Genomic DNA, 18605 nt, shown 5'->3' with positions numbered 1-18605 from the left:
TTTAGTTGATTTTTACCCTTCGCCCTTGTCCTTGAGCAAGTGGCTTTCACGACGGAGCTGGTAAATTTTGTGAATGTTAATGATCAGTGTTTTGATCACGGCATAAACAGGGATACAGATCAGCATGCCTATGATACCGGCAACACTTCCTGCTCCGATCAAGACTAGGATGATCGTCAGCGGATGAATATTCAATGACTTGCCGAACAGCAGCGGCTTGATCAGATTGCCGTCTAATTGCTGAATGACCAAAACGGATAATCCCATATACAAAGCCTGCAGCGGTGAAATAAACAGACCAACGATAATCGCCGGGACTGCCCCGATAAAAGGACCGACATACGGAATAATATTAGTGATTCCGCAAAAAAGAGCCAGCAGCAAGCTGTAGGGCTGTTGAAAAATCGTCATAGCAATAAAACTCAAAATCCCAATAATAAACGCATCTAAAACGGTACTGCTGATATAAGCGGATAAGGTCTCATTCAATTCCCGCACGGTTTGACGCAGCTCTTTACGAATCGATAATGGAAAGAATTGCGAAACAGCGTCTAAGAATTTATGCCCATCCTTGAACATAAAGATCAAAATAAAAGGAACAGTGAACAATAAAACGAAAAATTTCATTGCAAAACCAAAAATCCGCGACAAACTTGAGGTCACACTGACAATCCCCACTTTAAGCAGATTATTGATCGTCAAATTCGCTGCCGCCAATTGTTTTTCCAGATTAAAGTTTTTGAACTCCTCTTTATTCGCCAGTTCGTTTAGCCAACGGCCTGATTCTTCTGCGTAAACAGGCAGGTTTTGCGTCAGTTGAACGGCTTGTTCGATCATTTTCGGAACGGCATTCATCATAATCAAGACGATGATAAAAGCGATCACAATAAACGATATGAGAAAACCGACGACGCGCGGCAATCCTCCTCTTTCCTCCAGAAAAACTACGATGGGATCGAACATATAATAAAGAAAACCAGCAATCAATAACGGCATCAAGATTGCAGAAATCATGCCCAATACTGGCTCGAAAATATTAGGCATTTGTAAAAGAAAATAAATGCCTATGATAGTTAAGACAATTTCAGCCGTCCAAAAAAACAACTTGGATTGTTTGAAACGTGTCAGCATAAACGCCTCCTTAAAAATTTCTTATCCCCCAGGATATGGCTTCATCTTATCATTTCTCAGAAGAAGTAAGAATGCTTTTATTAAAATTAAAGGAAAAGTTTTAGATAAACTAGGAAAGTATTCAATAGAATCTCATAACGGCCTTTCAAAAAACGTCGATTTGCGAGCTTTAAGCCTATTTTTTGTGCCTCGCTCCCTTCTTCGCTACAATAAAAAGAAAAAAGGATTTGATAAAAATGGAACGACCATCGACAAAAGCGACCCGTTGGATCAAGTTTATCGGCGGCCGGAACCTAATCTTTACATTGATTGCCGGTGTGTTACTAGGAGCTTTGATTTTTGTTTTTTACCATGTGCGGTTTGTCTTTACTCCGCTGCTGATTATTTTCAAAACAGTTTTCGCTCCCATCTTGCTGGCATTGATTTTGTATTATTTGTTAGACCCGATCGTCAATTATTTTGAGAAAAAAGGGGTAAAACGAATCTATTCTATCTTAGGGATCGTCGTTGCACTCTTACTGCTCATCGGAGCCTTCAGTGTTTGGGCGGTACCTAAGATTTATAGTCAAACGGCCAACCTAGTGAATGATTTCCCGCAGCATGTCGATAATTTCAATTCGGCCCTGCAACATCTCGTCGCGGGAACGGTACTGGAAAGTCCTATCGAGGAAATTTTTGGTTCTTTAGAGGATGTTGTCTTTCAAGTGATTAATACCTTGTCGGATTCGCTTGGTGATATCCAACGATTCGTTGGCGACCTCTTTTCTACAGTCAGCGGCTTTTTCATTATTTTGTTCACCTCGCCGATCATTACTTTCTTCCTATTAAAAGATGCGCGGCAATTTCACAGCTACTTTTTGAAACTATTGCCGCCGAAATTTCGGAATGATTCCAATGAATTAGGGGCGATTCTAAATAGTCAGGTCGGCGATTATTTGAAGGGACAGTTTATCGTTGCTTTAGCCAACGGCTTGATCGTTTTTGTCGGCTTTCTGGTAATCGGTATGCCTTATGGATTGCCATTGGCGCTATTAGTTACGATTACTTCGATCATCCCTTATATTGGCCCTTTCATCGCCTTTGTTCCTTGCGCAGTGATCGCGCTGCTCCATTCTTTCCAGATGCTGGTGGGGTTGATCATTGTCTGGATCATCGAGCAAATCTTGAATGGCAATGTCATCGAACCGAAAGTTTTAGGCGATCAGTTAAAGGTACATCCGGTTACGATCGTGCTGGTTTTATTGGTTATGGGGAATCTCTTCGGTCTGTTTGGTCTAGTTTTCGGGATTCCAACCTATACCATCTTCAAAGCCTTTGGCGTGTTCCTTTTTCGCAAGTTCAAACAGCGCTACAACCGCTATTATGGCGAAGATGAAGGTGAATACGAAGAAACCGAGTTTTCACAAAAAGAATATCCTGCTAATTAAGAAATCTGTTCTCTTTTGAACAGATTTTTTTTGCGAAAAAAAGAAGCGGATCACCTCCGCTTCCTAGTTTATTTCAAGCGCATCACAAAACGTTCCAAACGCTGGATGGCTTCTTTTAATTCATAGATCGAATACGCATACGACAAACGTAAAAAGCCTTCGCCGCTTTTTCCGAACGCCGAGCCGGGGACGACCGCCAGCTTTTCTTCTTCCAATAGGCGCAGCGCAAACTCTTCACTGCTCAAGCCGAATTGGCTGATCTGCGGGAATAGATAAAAAGCACCCTTCGCCTTATAACAAGGCAGCCCCATTTTCTCTAACGCATGGTGCAGATAATTCCGCCGTTCCTCATAGGACAGCCGCATCGGCTCCACGGTTTCCTGCCAATTATTTTTCAGTCCAGCTAGTGCGGCATATTGACTCGCTGTCGGTGCCGCCATGATCGTATATTGATGCAGCTTCAACAGCTGCTCCATGAACATTTCCGGTCCAGCCATAAAGCCTAAACGCCAACCAGTCATCGCAAAACCTTTTGAAAAGCCATTGATGACAATCGTTCGTTCACGCATTCCCGGCAGCTCCGCAATACTAGTAAAGGGCTCATCATAGACAATTTCCGCGTAAATCTCATCCGTAATAACTAACAGGTCGTGCTTCTTCGCAACATCAGCGATCTTGATCAGCGCCTCGCGATCCATCGTGCCGCCAGTTGGATTATTCGGATAAGATAAAATCAAAATCTTGCTTTTCTCGGTCAATACCGCTTCCAGCTCTTCTGGCGTCAGCATAAAATCATTCTTCGCCTGCAGGTCGATCGTTACTGGTGTCCCACCCACTATTTGCGTGATTGGTTCATAGCACACGAAGCTGGGTTGGGGAATGATCACCTCGTCGCCGGGATCGACAAATGTCCGCAAAGCAATATCAATCGCTTCACTGCCGCCGACTGTTACAACGATCTCTGTTTTCGGATCGTATTTGACCTTGTTGCGGAAAAGCAGATACTCGCTGATTTTCTCCCGCAGCTCGATCAGACCCGCATTGGCGGTATAAAAGGTCCGGCCTTCTTGAATCGATCGAACACCTTCTTGAGTCATATGAGAAGGCGTATCAAAGTCCGGCTCGCCGACACCTAAAGAAATCGCGTCAGGCTGTTCAGATACGATGTCAAAGAATTTGCGAATGCCGGATGGTTGAATATCTGTAATTTTTTTCGTTAAAAAATTTCTCATGGGCTCACCTGAATTCTAGGGTCGGAGTCATCTTGATACATATCAATGCCCCATTCCTTGTATTTGTCGAGCAAGAAATGCGTCTGCGTCCCAGATACATCGGGAATCGACGCTAAATTGGTAGAAATAAACTTAGAAATTTCTTTGATATTGCGTCCTTGCAGCAGCAAGATAAAATCAAACCCGCCGCTGACAAAAAAGAAGGATTTAACTTCGGGAAACTTCCGAACACGTTCTGCGATTTCGCGATAGCCCTCTTCTCCTTTAGGAATCGTTTGAACTTCAACTAAGGCTTCGATCCAATCATCTTCCACTTTATCCCAATCAATCAAGGCCCGATAGCCGCAAATAATTTTCTCTTCTTCCATGCGTTTGATTTCTGCAGAAACGATCACTTCATCTTCGCCCAGCATCACCGCGTATTCTTCCAGACTTAACCGACAATCGGATTCGATCAGCTTCAATAATTGCTTGCGTTTACTTTGTTCCATATGAACGGCTCCTTCGCTTTAACAATTTGTTAGGTAGTTTTAATCTTTTGTTTATTATTCCCAAAAAAAGAAAAACTGTCAAATAATTTTGAAAATTCATAAAATACTGATAAAATTTCCGGCAATTTTTTATTACCTAAAAATTTTTCACTTTTCTATAACACAAACACTTGGTTTCATAGTACAATAAACTGGATGAGCAACAAGAAAAATGCGTAGAGACAGGAGGATTGGGAATGGAACAAGTAGTTGAGATGTTTATTGAAAAACAGCGGCAGCGTTTAGCCGACGGCAAGATCCGCCAAGAGGAATACGAGGCTTTTTTAGATGGGATCAATGATGCCCTTTCATTTTTAGGGATGCATTATGTGAACGGCTCGGAAACTGTCGAACAGGATGACCGCAAACCAGCAACCTTTAACGAGATCGAGGAAAAATATAAAAAGTTCCGCGAAGTCGCAATGTATAAAAACAGCTTCTTGCGCGTATCAGATATTATCAAGCATTCCGGTCAAATGACGGATGAATTAAAAAAAATCACCAACACAGTTAAAGAAGAACTCTAAAAAAACTTTTTTAAAGAAGCGTTTGATCGCTTCTTTTTTTGTCCTTTTTTCTTCATGCCTTCAGATTGAGTAAAAAAATAGACTTGATTGCTCAAGTCTATCCCTTCATTAGTAATTCATTATAAAACGCCTGTCCGATTTCCTTCAGTTCGCTTTTGTTGAAGGATTTTGCGATCCAAGTCGGCATCGCGGCCTCCACCGTTCCATAAATTTCGATCATAACCTGAATAAATAATTGCGCATCTAATTGGTCGATCGCTTTTCGCAGGCGTCTAGCTGGTTCTAAGAGCTGACTCTCGATTTGACGTGTCCGATAGATTCGATAAATAGTGCGCCCTTCCTCTGCCGCCAGAGAGAACAACGGCTGTTCTTCCGCGATTGCTTGCAGGCTTTCCTGCTTGTAGCGATCATAGCGCTGCTGCCATGCCAGCAATTCGCCATAAACGGTTTCGATTTTTTGCTTGCGAACGGTAGCTAAGGCGCTATAAAAATCAATCGGTAATTTTTCTACGCGGCGCTCGCGTTTGATCCAAGTTGCCAAAGTTGATTGCGGAATTCCCGCCAGCTTGCCAAATTGTTCAACAGTAATGCCTAGATCACGACGAATGTACATTTTGATTGGATGCTCGATCATTGTTACTGACATTCTTCCACCTAACTCTCCTGCGATATTTTTACTTCATTATATAATGAGCAGCAAAAAATACCAAGGCGAAAAGCATTTCTGCTTCACACCTCGGCTATTAATGTCTTTTTTTCGATTGATTCTGCAGCTGATCATTCATTTCCTTTGTTGCTGAATTGATCCGCCGCTCGGTCATCGCTTCTTGTCTGGCCATCTTTTGTTTTTGCTTTTCCAAACGGTCAATCTCATTTTCCGCCCGGCGTTTATCATGCTCATTCATTGATGAGAGTTGCTGCTTCTTCTGATTGATCTCATTATTGATATGCCCTTCCCAATCGGACATAATCTGTTTCCAGCGGTCCGGATCATAGTCGCCATTAGCTTTCATCGAGTCCCGCAGCAAAGTAGAATAACGCCGCATCGGATTGCCCCAGACCTGATTCCGATCCTGAAAATAATCCGCCTGCTGCTCATCATCCAATGTTGCAATCAAGTTGTCTTCTTCGCGATCGATGATGTTTTGCAAGAACGCCATAATCGGCAAGATCAGATAAATAATCAACGCCGGTCTCACATAAAACAGTCCGAAAATCAAAACAATAACCCGAAAACCGATCGACAGCAAGTCCTGTCTATTCAACTCATTCACGCGTCGTTTCCGCTGTTCCGCATCTTTCAATGACTGACCCGTTAATGCTACAATCAGCCGGCGCATCACGAAAGTTACGATCAATGTCAATACACCATAGATCAAGAGTGTTTGCTTAGTGGTATCTTCAATCAGCAAACGCGTCGCTGATGGTACCAATGACAAGAAAAACAATAGCAGCAGGTAAACAACTAAATCTTTATTTTTCACCTGATCGATTTTATTAAAGGCATAGCCTGTCTGAAACCACAAATTCGCCACAAAACAAAAACTTATAAAATAAATCCCCACCGCTCTAAATAGCGAATACATATCAACGACACCATTCGCCGCTGTTTGGATCGGCAACTCTAAGACGATGATCGTCAGAATAATCGCAATGATCGCATCGCCAAAAACCACAACGCGTTCCTTCATCTCTTCAACCCCTTTTCATACTTCTGACCTATCATATACCAAATGACCGAAAAAGAATAATGATAAGGGGAGCTTATGAAGTACCTTTTTACTTGATCAGCTCATCTTCTGGCAAAACCTTTTTATCCGATAAGCGTGTCAGCAGGATCACAGAACCGATCACCACCACAAAACCGAGCAGCTGAACCTTAACAAAGAGACTATGAAACAACACGATACTCAAAATCGTCGCCAAAATCGGTTCCACCACCGTCAACACACTAGCCAATGAAGCCTCGATAAACCGCAAGCTTGATAATTGAAAAAGAAAGGGCAGCGCCGTACCGAAAATAATAATACTAATCACCAAACCAAGTGAATAGCCGTCCATTTGAAATTCCGGACGCCAAATGGGCCGAAGCGGCTGAAAAGCCAAACCGGCAATAAGCATTCCCAGACCCGCGATCCGCATCTCGCCATACTTTATCAACAGCTTACGCGGCTGCAGCGTATAAAAAGCCAACGTGACCGCCGAGGCAATTCCCATCGCAAAACCCATCGGCGAAATATTCAAGGTTTGGATATTGCCTTCTGCCACGATCAAAAAAACACCTATAAAAGTCGCCGCCATCAACAGCACTTCCACAAAATTGATTTTCTTTTCCTTATTCATCACGAGAAAAATAAAAATGAAGATCGGTCCGGTAAACTGCAGGATCGTCGCGATCGCCGCTCCGCTATATTGGATCGCTTTGAAATAGGTATACTGCACCCCCAGCATGCCGATCAGGGAAAACAGCAGCAGGCTGAAAAAATCCGACGGGGAAAATTTTCGCCGCGGCCCCTTTCGCTGAAAGAGATTCAGCCCTGTAAGTAATCCTCCCGCCGTTAAAAGCCGAACGCTCGCCAGCCATTCCGGCGAAACCAGATACTCTTCAAAAAGAATTTGGCACATAATCCCCGACAACGCCCACAAAGCACCTGCCGAGCACGCCAACAACACACCCCTAATTTTCATTGACTGCTCCTTTTTTATAGTTATAGTTTTCACATTGCCCTCATTATAGCATTCACTAAAAAACTATCTACCAGCTTTTTTATTGGACGACAAAAAAACAAGCCCAAAAATCTTGGGCTTGTTACGAGGTTCAGTTTATTCGCCGATCGGCAAGATCAGTTGCGATTCTGCTAGATCTAAAGTGTAATCAATGTCTTGGTTTCCGCGAACGGTCATTCCAAAGTCTGTGCCATAAACCGCGAGACCGATTTGACGCCCCGCTGGCAGATGATACATCGTTGGATGCAAGACTACTTCCACCTCCACAAATTCATTGGCCTTCAGATCATCGTTCTTCCAAGCATTTTCGCGATTTTGCAAATTAATATGACCGCGAGTGATCAGCTTGTACTCGTCCTCAGCACCTAGTTTGAATTCTACGAGATTATCCTCCCGCCAATTTCTGCCTAATGGCAAGCCATGCAAAGCTACCATATCTGGCACAGGCTTCAAGCGTTTAGCAGCGCCGAAGTCGATCAACTCAAAGCTCAGCATTCCCAGATCCACACTTGAGGCTACTTTGATCTTCACTTTCGGACGTCCGTTTAAGAAGAGCGCTTCAGCTAGCGCTTCTGTTTTCGCTAAATAGCGATGACCGTCCATCAAGCCGTCTTCTTTGAGTTCCTTTTCCCAAAGATCGATATTCTTGGTGTAGCTTTGATATTGTTCTTCCGGTAATTGATCCTTGAAGGTAAGCCGACCAGAGCTAGGTGTTTTTGCTAATGCTTTTTCACCTAAGTGATAAACCTTTTCACTAGCTGGTGCCCAGTCTGTCAATGTATCCCATGTTTCAGCAACAGTATTTTTTTGATAAACAATATCCGGTAAAATTTCTTTGGCATTATTGTCTACGCCGTACAGCTTATGACTTAGCCACAAGTTCATCATGTCTTGGAAATCCAATGACGGTATATTATTGATGTAAATATGCTGTCCTTGGTGCAGGATCAGTTTCTTGGCAACCGGCACATCCTTCAACGCATCCCACAAATCAGCGACTTGACGCGGCTTCACATTCCAGTCATTTAGTCCGTGGACCATCACCACATCGCACTTGATGTCTTTGATAAACGGCAAATAATTCCGTTCATCCCAGAAAGTATTGTAATTACCGGTCTTACGGTCCTGCAACTCAGCCATTTCTTTCAGATAATCCAAGAAAAATTTCTTGCTGTGAAGATAATCGCCGGCATTCCGCATTTTACTGAAGGTCTCGATCGCTAAAACGTCGGCATCTTCTCCTGGGAATCCGCCAGGGGCGATAACTAAGCCGTTGTCACGGTAATATTGATACCAGTCAGAGATCGCCGCTTCAGAAATAATCGTCTCCAGCCCTTCTACTTGACGTGTCGCACAAGCAGTCGCTAACGTTCCGAGATATGATTTTCCGGTCATCGCTACTTTGCCGTTGCTCCACCACGCTTTGATCGCGATATTGTCTGTCCGATTCGTGAAAGCACGACGATTGCCGGCTAACCATTCGATGTAAGCCACCATTGATGTCGTTTGTTCGACAGAGCCGCAAGTTTGGATACCGTCAGAGTCCCGCGTACCGATCCCTGCGCCGTAAACCACCGCAAAACCGCGAGCTAAGAAGAAATCATTCAAGCTGTGATTATTCTCGCGGACAAATGTTTCCGTCGCATGGGTCGCTTTGCCCTTCACTTCACGTTCCGCTGGTAATTCCACCGCTGCTGGTTTGTATTGGATCTCTTCATAGGTGGTTTCCGTCGGTTCTTTACGTTCCAACGGAACATTCACGTCGTAAGTCAATTCCTCGCCGGCTGGTCCATTGACTCCTTGACTGTAGGGACTGGCAGTAAAGAGCGTTGCGACCTGCAAACCTGCTTCAGTTTCAGCCGGACGCAAAATTTCTAATTTCAATAAATCACGCTTGCCATCCTGATCGGTATCCAGCGGAGCTTCCACATAGACCACTTCCCGAATCAAACGGGACGTATCAAAGACTGCCTGCGCTTTGCCATTGAAGAAGAAAGGTTTGCTGACGTCTTTGTCCAAGTAATAGCCTTCCGAAGCAAGCTTATCAAGATAGTTCAACCCATTTTTTGTATGACTCGTTAATAATAAATACCACGCTTCAATAAGTGTATTTTTATCTGCAAAATCGCCGTCAATCATAGGTACTCCGATTTTTTCCGCTTCCGCAAGAATATCCTTCACCGCAAAATCAATCGTCGGTTCAAAATCCAATTGCTGCAGACCCATCGTATAGAAAACTTCCTTCGTTAAGGGAGAGCCTGCTTGATAAAATTCCGCTAGATCCGTTGCTTCATCGGCTAAGAAGTTGGCAAGTTTATTGATAAACCCGCTCTCTTCCTTGACTGTTAAAAAGCTTTTACGTAAAAATTCAAACCATAATTTTGTCGCATCCGTTGCTGAATCGATGGTCAAAAAGCCCGCTTGGGTCAGTTCCTTCTTCGCTTCTTCTAGTGAGACACGTTTTAAACCAAATTGATTGATTTTCATCTACTTCTCTCCTTCTTCATCTGTAAGATATTTTTCTGCCAGAAAAATAAGTCTGAGTTCATGCCGTATGACGGCTTACTGAAATTCCGCCTAATTCCACCAAAACACAAGAAAAAGCGGAAAGTTATACTAGCAGCTCTTTTTTTCTGATAAAATAATTATAACAAATACTTTCGCTAAGTTCGTTAAAGTTCAATGAAAACGATTACTGAACACTTGCGGAATAAAATCGAGCGAGTACTTTGAGATAATCTATAAAAAAACTAGTTCATTAATAGAAAAAAAAGGGGAGATATTTATGGATGAAATGACTTATTGCCAGAGTTGCGGCATGCCACTTACTAAAGGTACGCATGGGACCGAACACGACGGCTCTCAAAATAGCGAGTATTGTCTATATTGCTACAAGCACGGAGCGTTCGTGGATGATTGCACGATGGAAGACATGATCACTATCAGCCTGCAGCACATGAAAGAGTCCGGTATTTTAGAAGAACAAGGAAAAACCGAAGAGGAAACCTTGGAATTTATGAATAGCTTCTTCCCAGATTTGAAGCGTTGGAAAAAGTCGTCGTAAAAAATACGGCGACTTTTTTATTATACCGATTCGATTTCTTTAGAGGTTTCGTCAGCTGGTGTTTTAAGTTGCGTACTTAACAGACTGCCAGCAAAATATAAAACAGCAAACACGATCAACGTAAAATTCCCGCCATATTGCTGAAACAGCAATGTCACTAGGATGGGGCCAAAAAAATTGCTCAAGCCAGAACCCAGATTCAAAACAGACACTGCTGCTACCTTATTGTCGGGAACCATCGAAGGAATTAGAGCGGACAACGGAGTAAATGCCGCGATACCGATCGCAAAAACGATAAACGCTAACAGCAGCAAGATGAAATTGCCTGGAAAGTAATTGATTACGATAATCAATAATAAACATGATAGCCCTGTAATCGTGCCTGAAAACAGAGTAACGATCTTTCGCCAGCCGTATTTATCACCTAGGCTGCCAAAGAAGATGCCGGCAAATGAGTTGACTACGTAACAGATCGCCCACGCGCTTGTCCATTGAACCAGCGTAAATTGATGCTGCAGCAAAAAGATCGGCATCATGATCACAAAACCAAATTGCCCGATATTATTGATCCCCTTCACTAGCAGACCGATCGATAATCGAGGAAATTGAAAAAGGATCTGTATCCCCTCCTTCATCTCAGTCCAAACAGTGGCAGGAGTATCTTTCGTCCGTCGAATTTCACAACGCGCTACTGTTATCACACCGCCAATCAAAATCAACCCAGCTCCAGCAATAAAAACAAAAAATGGATCAAATAGTTTTAACAAGCGTGTCGCAAATACTGGTCCAATAATCGTCATCCCTAGGTTGAAACACAGCCAAAACCACGAAGTTCCCCGTCCTAATTTTTTCGCCGGTGTCTGAATAGTGACCGCAACTAAGAAAGAATAGGCAAATAAAGGATAGACCGTTCCGCGAAGCATATAGCCTAAAAAGATCAGCCACACCTGCTTTGTCGTTAAACCAAACAATAAAATGCCTGTACTGAAAAGCGCCAGCAGCAGACTGACAAGCATTACTTTTTTAATAGAAAATCGATTCACTAAAAAACTAGTGATCCATGAAAAAAAGGCCACAAAAATACCATAGAAGCTAAATAATAAAGAAACGACCTTTACTTGAAAACCAATCGTTGTTAGATAGGATGAAAACCAGCTCGTCTCGATGGTTGCTCCCAGCATAAAAAAAATCAACCCAACGTATCCCCAAAACAACTCCTCTGCTATACCTGTTTTATTTACAATAATATTTTTCATCTTCTCTTCCTTTATAAAAAGCCGAGATGACCGCAATCATCTCAGCTCGTAGTCTACTTGATTAAAAAGGTCAAAACACTGTATGGTTCGATCGACGTGGTGAACGGCTGCGTTTCTTCTATCGCATTGATTTGTTCAACCGTTTTTTCTTTGAACAACTCAGCGATTGGTAATTCCTGCGCTTCATTCGTCGGATTCTCAAAACGAACCACGAAGGCTGTTTCAGTATAGTAGGAACGATGAAGACTACTGATGAAAACTTCATTTTTTCCGAAATCAAGGACACTGTGTTCATTGCCTACCACTGTTAAAGGCTGCTCAAATGATTGAATTTTATTATCGATCCGATGAACAAAATAATTCAAGGCCTGTTTTTGATAAGCAATTGATGGCTGCAGCAGACTTTCACGCCAATGATGCAAAGCTGCTTCAGAAACTGTTGGCTCATCGATCCGCAATGTAAAGCTGAAGGAAATTGTTTGGCCGAATTGCTGAGCCAGCGGCGTATCCATCATCACATGACCTTTTTTAGTCGTATCTCCTGAAGCACGTCCCGGACGATACAATAAATCCGGTTTTCCGAGACTATCCGTAGTCGCTAGCAGCGTAATCCATAATTTATCTTCTTGGTATTCGTATTCTTTGCTGTCCTGTGTAAAAAGTGACAGACGCTGATCTTGAGAAACACCGCTGAGGACTTTTTCAAAAGGCTCCACATTGACCGGCATCTCTGAATACGTTTTGTCCCAATCGACTAAAGAATTGTTTTCACGAGGAATCAAACCAAATGGAAGCCCTGCGAGTATTTGGCCGAATGCTTGATTGTTTTTGATTTGCAGCCGAACACGATGATTCAAGAGTGAATTTTCGAAGCTGACTTCTCCTTTAAGCTCGTCCTGTTCGTTGATAGTCAAAATCAACTGGTATGCAAACGCCTGATTATACTTATCTGCTTTTCGATCAGCTAAAGTTTTTGGCAGCTGCCGTTGCCCGCGCAAGATCATTTTTTCTTGTTTCTCTTCTTTCCAGCATTCACAATCATCGAATGTCAACAACTCCGCGGTCTTGCCTTCAAGAGGAGAAAAATCATACGTGTCCCCTGCATTGCCTTCGTCAGTCAATGACAGAAAATCAGAAAATGTCTTCCCTTGATATTCCAAACTAACTTTGCCTGCCGAATAAGTGACAGATAGAGTTTTGCCGCCGATTTTCTGTTCTGCGATTCTTTTTTGCGGTACGGCTTCTGTACTTTCCTCAAAAGAAAAGACCTTGTAGCCCAAGCCCGGCAGCTCACAAGTTAATTCGATCGTCAAAATGTAGTATCCGGGTTCTGTAATGTATTGATTGCCCGCGGGTGTCTCTTCTAGAATATTTTCCCGACTTTCCACATATTCTGCTTTAACTACCGTTGACGCTGCTCCATTGAAATGAACATTGGACGTGGGCGATAGAACTGTTACTGTTTTCGTCCCAGTGAACTCTTTAGGCGAAGGATTTACGACTAACACTTCATTTGTCTGCAACTTCAAGAAATCCGCTAATTGCTTCATGATCGTATTTTCGATGCTGTCGCAAATTTCCTGTGCTTCTTTTAAGCGATGCTTGATATCTTCCGCAACGCTATCCGAAACACAGCCCGCCAAACTGTCATGGGCCTGCGATTCTAATAATTTTTTCCAAGCCTGCATAACCAAGCGATTGCTTAACTTGATACCGATCTGATCAGCTAAGACCATTAGTGGTTCTGTTCGCTGAACCAGCTGATCTTCTAAATGGAACATCGCCTGCTTCAAATCCATCCGAACCGAGCCGATCGTCTTATGCACACGTGCCAGCACGGGCTCCCGAAGCTCGCCTTGATATACCTCCAGCGATTGCTCCTTCACATAGGCTAAGAAATCTTGGTAGGTGCTGACTTGATAATCGTATTTGCCTAATTGATTGATCGCGTCAATTTTATTTGCAAAATCATGGATGATAGCCAACTGATCATTTCCAGAAGGAATCAACACGTCACCATCAGTGTATTGCTTGATAAAATCTACCGCTGGATCAAGGCGCCCATCGACATATTCTGTCGTCGGTTCTAATAACATGCCCGTTCCATATCCCTGCGGTAAATTCAACGCGGTCACTTCTGCTTTACCATTCAAGCCTCGCCATTTAAAATAAGGCGATTGGACATGCTTATTCAAATGCAGCCCACGCCACATAATGACACTATCCAACCTAGCTTCTTTTAAAATCACTGGAATCTGCGCGTTAAACCCAAAAGTATCCGGTAAATAGCCAATCGGTAAATAGTCTCCATATTTCTTGCTTTCAAAAATCCCGATCATGGCATTTCTCAAAACAGCTTCACCGGAAGCGAAAAAGGCATCTGATTGAGTGTACCAGGGACCAATAAACAGCTGCTTATTGGCCACAAGTTTTTTTACGTCTGCTAATTTTTCGGGATACAGTTGCAGGTAGTCATCCAAAATGGATAGTTGTCCATCCAAAACAAAGCTGGCCTCTGGATGCTGCTTCAACTCCTCGATCGCGTCCGAAAACAATTGATCACTTAAAACCAAGGCATCCATTGAGGTAAAATACCACTCTCGATCCCAATGTGTATGATTTACAATATGAACGTTTGTCATTAATTCTCCCACTCTGCCTCATCGAAACTGTAATCTTCTTCCTCGACTGAGGCAACTTCGATCCCGGCATCCTTTTTACGTAATAAAACACTTGAAATGGCTACAAATAATGAGCCTGTGGCAATCGATAAGACATAGATCGGCCATTTTTCAACAGTAAACCAGCCATAAAATCCGCTGATCGGTGCTTGATTGACCGCACCTAAACCAACTGCCATCGCCGAACCAATAGCTGAGCCAATCACCGTTGAAGGAATAACTTTTAAAGGACTTTCAACCGCAAACGGAATCGCTCCTTCGCTGACACCGACCAAGCCCATGATAATTGCTGATTTTCCGGCTTCACGTAATTCAGTATTGTATTTTTTCTTCGCAAATACAGTGGCTAACCCAAGACCGATCGGAGGAATAATGATCGCTACTTGTGCCGCAGTATTCGGTGCGTACACTTGACTAGTCAATAAAGCCATTGCCGTCGTTACCGCCGCTTTATTAACTGGTCCGCCCAAGTCGAAGCCGACCATTGCGCCGACTACAGCCGCCATGATAATTTGATTGCCCCCGCTTAAGCTGTTCAACCAATTTTCTAAGCCAATATTCAAGGCCGCAAAGGGAACACCAATAATATAATTAATAATAAGAACAGTGGATAACGTCCCTAACACAGGGATCAAAAATACCGGAACGATTGAAGCCATTGATTGCGGCAATTTCACATGATTACGAATCCATAGACAGATATATCCAGCAATCAAACCTGCTGCGATCGCACCCAAAAAGCCTGCATTAATATCTTTTACCAGCATGCCGCCGACTAGCCCCGGAACGATCCCTAATTTATCAACAACAGAATACGCAATAAAGGCTGCAATCACAGGAAACATCAAACCTAAAGCTGTCCCCCCAAAGCCATCGATACTATGAAGCAGACGAATGATGCCGTTTGCACTTTCCGCATACTTTGCATCCCAAATATCAGTCAAGCCATAGATGGAACCGCCAACGCGGGAGATCGCCATAATAACTGCTCCTGCGATGACTAAAGGAATCATGTAGCTAATACCTGTCAACACGTGATTTTTGATTTCTGATAATACACTTTTCATCATTTTTTCCTCCCGATTAATTATTATCTACTAGGGCCAAAGCATCGTTGATTACCTTTTCTGCGTCCTTGATTGGTGCCGCAACCGGAACCTTCAAGATTTTCTTGCCTGCGAAGCGTTCCTCATCTCGTACCTTTGTATCAACAGCGAAAATGACGACTTCGCCAATTTGGCAATCTTTCTCCGTTAACGCACCATCAATTCCTGTTGCGCCTTGGGTCTCCACTTTCAATAAGTAGCCCTTTGCTTTTGCTTCTTTCTTCAAGGCTTGAGCCGCCATAAAGGTATGGGCGATCCCAGTCGCACAAGCTGTTACTGCAATAATTTTTCTTTTCATCTTTTTTTCCTCCTGTTATCCTAAAATTTCAACGATTTCCGCTGCATTTTTTGCTTCATTTAATTTTGTAATGACCTCATCATCCATCAATTTGATAGCGATCTCAGACAAAATTGATAAATGGGTATTGCCTTGTTCACTATCAGGGATGGCTAACATAACGACCAGTGAGACTGGTTTCTCATCCAAAGATTGCCATTCGACCTCTTCGGTTAATCTGGCAAAGGCGATCGCGGGTTCTTTTACTGCTGTCGATTTTCCATGAGGAATTGCGATTCCATTTCCCACACCCGTCGTGGAATGAACTTCTCTTTCTAAAACGGCCGAAACGAAAGCCTGCTCATCAGTTAAAAGAGCCCCTTTTGCGAATAATGACGCCATTTTTTTGATCGTTTCTTCTTTTGATTTAGCCTCTAACGCCAAATCGACCCTATCTGTATGCAAAACCTCTAAAACTTTCATTCCTATAAGCCTTCTTTCAAGTAATCTAAAATTTGTTGTGCATCACCTTTTAACAAGTAGCCTTTTTCATTTTCATCGATAATCGTTAACAGCGAATCAAAGATTTTTTCTAATTGCTGCGGATCTTCATCCTTTACACACAAGAAGAAAACAAATCGTACTTGGGTGCTTCCCCATGGAATTTCATTTTTCAGCCGTAAAAAACAGATGGCTGATTTTTTGACATAACGAGGGTTGGCATGCGGTGTCGCAAATTTATCAAAAGACGTGTAAGAAAAATGTTCCCGCTCTTTCGCACTCTCGATAATGCCCGCTTTGCCGTAGCCCTTTTTGATCAGCTCTTCGCCCATAAACGAGATAGCTTCCTCCAGCGTTTGATACGCTTGGTCTAGGAAAATCAGCTCTTTTTTGATCAAACGACTAAACTCAAAGTTTCTGAGCCGCTCCTTTTGTCCCTCCTGCAGATAATGTTGAATCTGTTGGCGATCCACCTGACTCAAGATAGGTGAAACGATTAATAAATTTTCTGCCGGCAAAGAAATATTCACAGTGGAAAGAACCAAATCTTCAGTAATTTTCGCCTGATACAATTCTTGGACCGAGAGGATTCGATTAATACTTATTTCAGGAAATGATCGTTTGATCCGTGCCGCTAATAATTGCGAAGTCCCTTTCCCGCTGCTGCAGACAAGCAAAACCTCGACTTTCGTTTCCGCTGTTCTCAACTGCTCTCTATAGGCCTGCAAATGGACTGCCATGTAGGCAACCTCATCCTCTGGGATAAACAGGTTATATTGCTTTTCCAATTTTCTTTTTAGCGTAAGAGCCTCATCAAAAGAAAGTGGAAAATTCTTTTTTATATCCCTTGTATAAGGATTATTGACCGGCAGTTTATTCAAAATTCGCTCTAAAGCAAATTTGATATGTCGAGCTAGTGCATTTACAGCCGTTGGATCGTCCAGCAAGGTATATTCAAAAATCATCTCACTGATGATCCGTTCTTCCGTTGCCGCTTCATTCGTTGACACCTGATTCAGCTGATCAAAATATATTTGAATGTAGCCGATTTCAATTTCCGGTATTTGAATATCAAAGGTCTTTTCCAAATCGAGGATCAAGGATTCTAGTAATGGGTTAGCTTGGCGGTCTGGCGCTTGCAGCTCGCCAATCAATTGATTGTCTTTGATCCGCTCCACAGTAATCAGCAAATGCAGAATCAACGATTGATAATTCAAATCACTCATCTTTATTTTGTTTGAAGAAGTAAAGTCTTGAAGAATCAGATTGATCTGTTTCAAATAATCCACATTAACAAAAACCTGAGCAAATTTAGGAATTCCTTCTATTAAATGGAGAAATTGCCCATCTTGATTAATGATCTGCCAGTTTTGTCCCCAAAAGTAATGAATCAAATCCAGTGCCACTCTTCTCCGCTCATACTCCATAATATTTAAAAAGGAGCCTTTGCCGGGAATCTTTTCGATCGCTAGATGAAAATGGTCGAAAATCTCATAAACCTGAATCATGTCCTTTTCTAAGGTAGTCTTACTGACAAACAATGCGTCTGATAACTGCGCCAAAGTAAAATAGCCTTGATTATTTAAGATATTGAAGCACAAATATTGGACGCGCTCTTCTTTTGTACTCGGAACCTTTTGTTCGGTTGGATGAGTGTATAATCGATTGAATGTCGTTTTATCTCCTATGATCGAAACCCCGATTTTAGGTTTTCGACTAAGTGACAGCTCACTTCCTTCCAAAAATTCTTCAATTTTATCTAATGACTTTGAAACGGTTTTATTGGATAACTGCATGTGTTTAGAAATTTGAGTGATCGTCAGCCGATTACTTTTCAATAATATGTCGAACACTTCATAGTCTCGTTTATCCATTGAATCCACCCATTCCCTTTCTTGAATTAATCATAGCCCGAAAGCGTTTTTAAGAAAACGTTGTCTTTTTCCCTAATCAATCCGGTAAAAAGTTGGTGCTGCTTTGCTTTCGGAGAAAAAATTATACTATTCCATTTTATGATGCCTGCCTAAAGCACTTTTTACTTTACCATTGGTTGCTGCTAAAACAAATCAATGTTCTTCGCAAAAAAACTGCCCCCAATCGTTTATATTAGATAAACGATCAGAAACAGTCTTCCCTATTTTTAAAG

General features: G+C 42.5%; 16 protein-coding genes. 3 read left to right on the top strand and 13 right to left on the bottom strand.

Translation table 11 applies throughout. From position 1 onward, the window contains the following. Positions 1 to 12 precede the first annotated feature (12 nt). A complete protein-coding gene (locus FFR60_RS02855; protein WP_088935355.1) occupies positions 13 to 1131 on the bottom strand; it encodes an AI-2E family transporter in 1119 nt (372 codons plus the stop codon). A gap of 236 nt (positions 1132 to 1367) precedes the next feature. Here FFR60_RS02855 and FFR60_RS02850 point away from each other — a divergent pair, with 236 nt between their 5' ends. Beyond that, positions 1368 to 2558, top strand: coding sequence for an AI-2E family transporter (locus tag FFR60_RS02850; RefSeq protein WP_137662942.1), 1191 nt, complete (start codon positions 1368 to 1370; stop codon positions 2556 to 2558). 68 nt (positions 2559 to 2626) lie between these two features. On the opposite strand, the gene FFR60_RS02845 is transcribed toward FFR60_RS02850, so the two are convergent. Next, positions 2627 to 3790 carry an aminotransferase class I/II-fold pyridoxal phosphate-dependent enzyme gene (locus FFR60_RS02845; RefSeq protein ID WP_088935357.1) on the bottom strand — a complete coding sequence of 388 codons (1164 nt, stop codon included), beginning with the start codon at positions 3788 to 3790 and terminating at the stop codon, positions 2627 to 2629. Beyond that, positions 3787 to 4281, bottom strand: coding sequence for an Lrp/AsnC family transcriptional regulator (locus tag FFR60_RS02840; RefSeq protein ID WP_137662941.1), 495 nt, complete (start codon positions 4279 to 4281; stop codon positions 3787 to 3789). The genes FFR60_RS02845 and FFR60_RS02840 overlap by 4 nt, the downstream gene beginning before the upstream one ends. A gap of 236 nt (positions 4282 to 4517) precedes the next feature. Here FFR60_RS02840 and FFR60_RS02835 point away from each other — a divergent pair, with 236 nt between their 5' ends. Continuing rightward, positions 4518 to 4847 carry a hypothetical protein gene (locus FFR60_RS02835; RefSeq protein ID WP_088935359.1) on the top strand — a complete coding sequence of 110 codons (330 nt, stop codon included), beginning with the start codon at positions 4518 to 4520 and terminating at the stop codon, positions 4845 to 4847. Positions 4848 to 4944: 97 nt separating this feature from the next. On the opposite strand, the gene FFR60_RS02830 is transcribed toward FFR60_RS02835, so the two are convergent. The 4 genes from FFR60_RS02830 to FFR60_RS02815 form a co-directional block, all read right to left on the bottom strand. Further along, positions 4945 to 5493 (bottom strand): hypothetical protein, encoded by a 549-nt coding sequence (locus FFR60_RS02830; RefSeq protein WP_171004850.1) that lies wholly within the window; start codon positions 5491 to 5493, stop codon positions 4945 to 4947. A 97-nt stretch (positions 5494 to 5590) separates the two neighbouring features. Continuing rightward, positions 5591 to 6538, bottom strand: a complete 948-nt coding sequence (locus FFR60_RS02825) for a TMEM175 family protein (protein ID WP_137662940.1) — start codon at positions 6536 to 6538, stop codon at positions 5591 to 5593. An 88-nt stretch (positions 6539 to 6626) separates the two neighbouring features. Further along, the gene (locus tag FFR60_RS02820; protein ID WP_137662939.1) at positions 6627 to 7535 is read right to left on the bottom strand and encodes a DMT family transporter; all 909 of its coding nucleotides are present in this window, start codon (positions 7533 to 7535) and stop codon (positions 6627 to 6629) included. A gap of 135 nt (positions 7536 to 7670) precedes the next feature. Next, positions 7671 to 10061, bottom strand: coding sequence for a Xaa-Pro dipeptidyl-peptidase (locus FFR60_RS02815; protein WP_137662938.1), 2391 nt, complete (start codon positions 10059 to 10061; stop codon positions 7671 to 7673). Between the two features lie 298 nt (positions 10062 to 10359). Between FFR60_RS02815 and FFR60_RS02810 the strand changes: the two genes are divergently transcribed. After that, positions 10360 to 10638: a zinc ribbon domain-containing protein gene (locus FFR60_RS02810; RefSeq protein WP_088935363.1), complete on the top strand. Its 279-nt coding sequence runs from the start codon at positions 10360 to 10362 to the stop codon at positions 10636 to 10638. 20 nt (positions 10639 to 10658) lie between these two features. On the opposite strand, the gene FFR60_RS02805 is transcribed toward FFR60_RS02810, so the two are convergent. Genes FFR60_RS02805 through FFR60_RS02780 form a run of 6 tightly spaced genes read right to left on the bottom strand, consistent with a single transcriptional unit; the run spans position 10659 to position 18333 of the window. Beyond that, the gene (locus FFR60_RS02805; protein WP_137662937.1) at positions 10659 to 11894 is read right to left on the bottom strand and encodes an RbtT/DalT/CsbX family MFS transporter; all 1236 of its coding nucleotides are present in this window, start codon (positions 11892 to 11894) and stop codon (positions 10659 to 10661) included. 53 nt (positions 11895 to 11947) lie between these two features. Beyond that, positions 11948 to 14548 carry a glycoside hydrolase family 38 N-terminal domain-containing protein gene (locus FFR60_RS02800; RefSeq protein WP_249354933.1) on the bottom strand — a complete coding sequence of 867 codons (2601 nt, stop codon included), beginning with the start codon at positions 14546 to 14548 and terminating at the stop codon, positions 11948 to 11950. Then, positions 14536 to 15642, bottom strand: coding sequence for a PTS fructose transporter subunit IIC (locus tag FFR60_RS02795; RefSeq protein ID WP_171004861.1), 1107 nt, complete (start codon positions 15640 to 15642; stop codon positions 14536 to 14538). The genes FFR60_RS02800 and FFR60_RS02795 overlap by 13 nt, the downstream gene beginning before the upstream one ends. 16 nt (positions 15643 to 15658) lie before the next feature. Next, positions 15659 to 15979 carry a PTS fructose transporter subunit IIB gene (locus tag FFR60_RS02790; protein WP_088935367.1) on the bottom strand — a complete coding sequence of 107 codons (321 nt, stop codon included), beginning with the start codon at positions 15977 to 15979 and terminating at the stop codon, positions 15659 to 15661. Positions 15980 to 15994: 15 nt separating this feature from the next. Then, complete coding sequence (locus FFR60_RS02785) at positions 15995 to 16441, bottom strand: PTS sugar transporter subunit IIA (protein ID WP_137662936.1); 447 nt, start codon at positions 16439 to 16441, stop codon at positions 15995 to 15997. Between the two features lie 2 nt (positions 16442 to 16443). Next, positions 16444 to 18333 carry a BglG family transcription antiterminator gene (locus FFR60_RS02780; RefSeq protein ID WP_137662935.1) on the bottom strand — a complete coding sequence of 630 codons (1890 nt, stop codon included), beginning with the start codon at positions 18331 to 18333 and terminating at the stop codon, positions 16444 to 16446. Between the last annotated feature and the right edge of the window lie 272 nt (positions 18334 to 18605).

Source organism: Enterococcus hulanensis (assembly GCF_005405485.1).
Taxonomy (GTDB): domain Bacteria; phylum Bacillota; class Bacilli; order Lactobacillales; family Enterococcaceae; genus Enterococcus_A; species Enterococcus_A hulanensis.
This window is presented reverse-complemented; position numbering and strand designations above follow the sequence as displayed.

Excerpts from the sequence above, each read along its gene's own strand:
- FFR60_RS02795 (WP_171004861.1), bottom strand. The coding sequence starts at position 15,642 with ATGAAAAGTGTATTATCAGAAATCAAAAATCACGTGTTGACAGGTATT.
- FFR60_RS02845 (WP_088935357.1), bottom strand. The coding sequence starts at position 3,790 with ATGAGAAATTTTTTAACGAAAAAAATTACAGATATTCAACCATCCGGC.
- FFR60_RS02850 (WP_137662942.1), top strand. The coding sequence starts at position 1,368 with ATGGAACGACCATCGACAAAAGCGACCCGTTGGATCAAGTTTATCGGC.
- FFR60_RS02815 (WP_137662938.1), bottom strand. The coding sequence starts at position 10,061 with ATGAAAATCAATCAATTTGGTTTAAAACGTGTCTCACTAGAAGAAGCG.
- FFR60_RS02830 (WP_171004850.1), bottom strand. The coding sequence starts at position 5,493 with ATGTCAGTAACAATGATCGAGCATCCAATCAAAATGTACATTCGTCGT.
- FFR60_RS02820 (WP_137662939.1), bottom strand. The coding sequence starts at position 7,535 with ATGAAAATTAGGGGTGTGTTGTTGGCGTGCTCGGCAGGTGCTTTGTGG.
- FFR60_RS02840 (WP_137662941.1), bottom strand. The coding sequence starts at position 4,281 with ATGGAACAAAGTAAACGCAAGCAATTATTGAAGCTGATCGAATCCGAT.
- FFR60_RS02790 (WP_088935367.1), bottom strand. The coding sequence starts at position 15,979 with ATGAAAAGAAAAATTATTGCAGTAACAGCTTGTGCGACTGGGATCGCC.
- FFR60_RS02825 (WP_137662940.1), bottom strand. The coding sequence starts at position 6,538 with ATGAAGGAACGCGTTGTGGTTTTTGGCGATGCGATCATTGCGATTATT.
- FFR60_RS02785 (WP_137662936.1), bottom strand. The coding sequence starts at position 16,441 with ATGAAAGTTTTAGAGGTTTTGCATACAGATAGGGTCGATTTGGCGTTA.
- FFR60_RS02855 (WP_088935355.1), bottom strand. The coding sequence starts at position 1,131 with ATGCTGACACGTTTCAAACAATCCAAGTTGTTTTTTTGGACGGCTGAA.
- FFR60_RS02805 (WP_137662937.1), bottom strand. The coding sequence starts at position 11,894 with ATGAAAAATATTATTGTAAATAAAACAGGTATAGCAGAGGAGTTGTTT.
- FFR60_RS02835 (WP_088935359.1), top strand. The coding sequence starts at position 4,518 with ATGGAACAAGTAGTTGAGATGTTTATTGAAAAACAGCGGCAGCGTTTA.
- FFR60_RS02780 (WP_137662935.1), bottom strand. The coding sequence starts at position 18,333 with ATGGATAAACGAGACTATGAAGTGTTCGACATATTATTGAAAAGTAAT.
- FFR60_RS02810 (WP_088935363.1), top strand. The coding sequence starts at position 10,360 with ATGGATGAAATGACTTATTGCCAGAGTTGCGGCATGCCACTTACTAAA.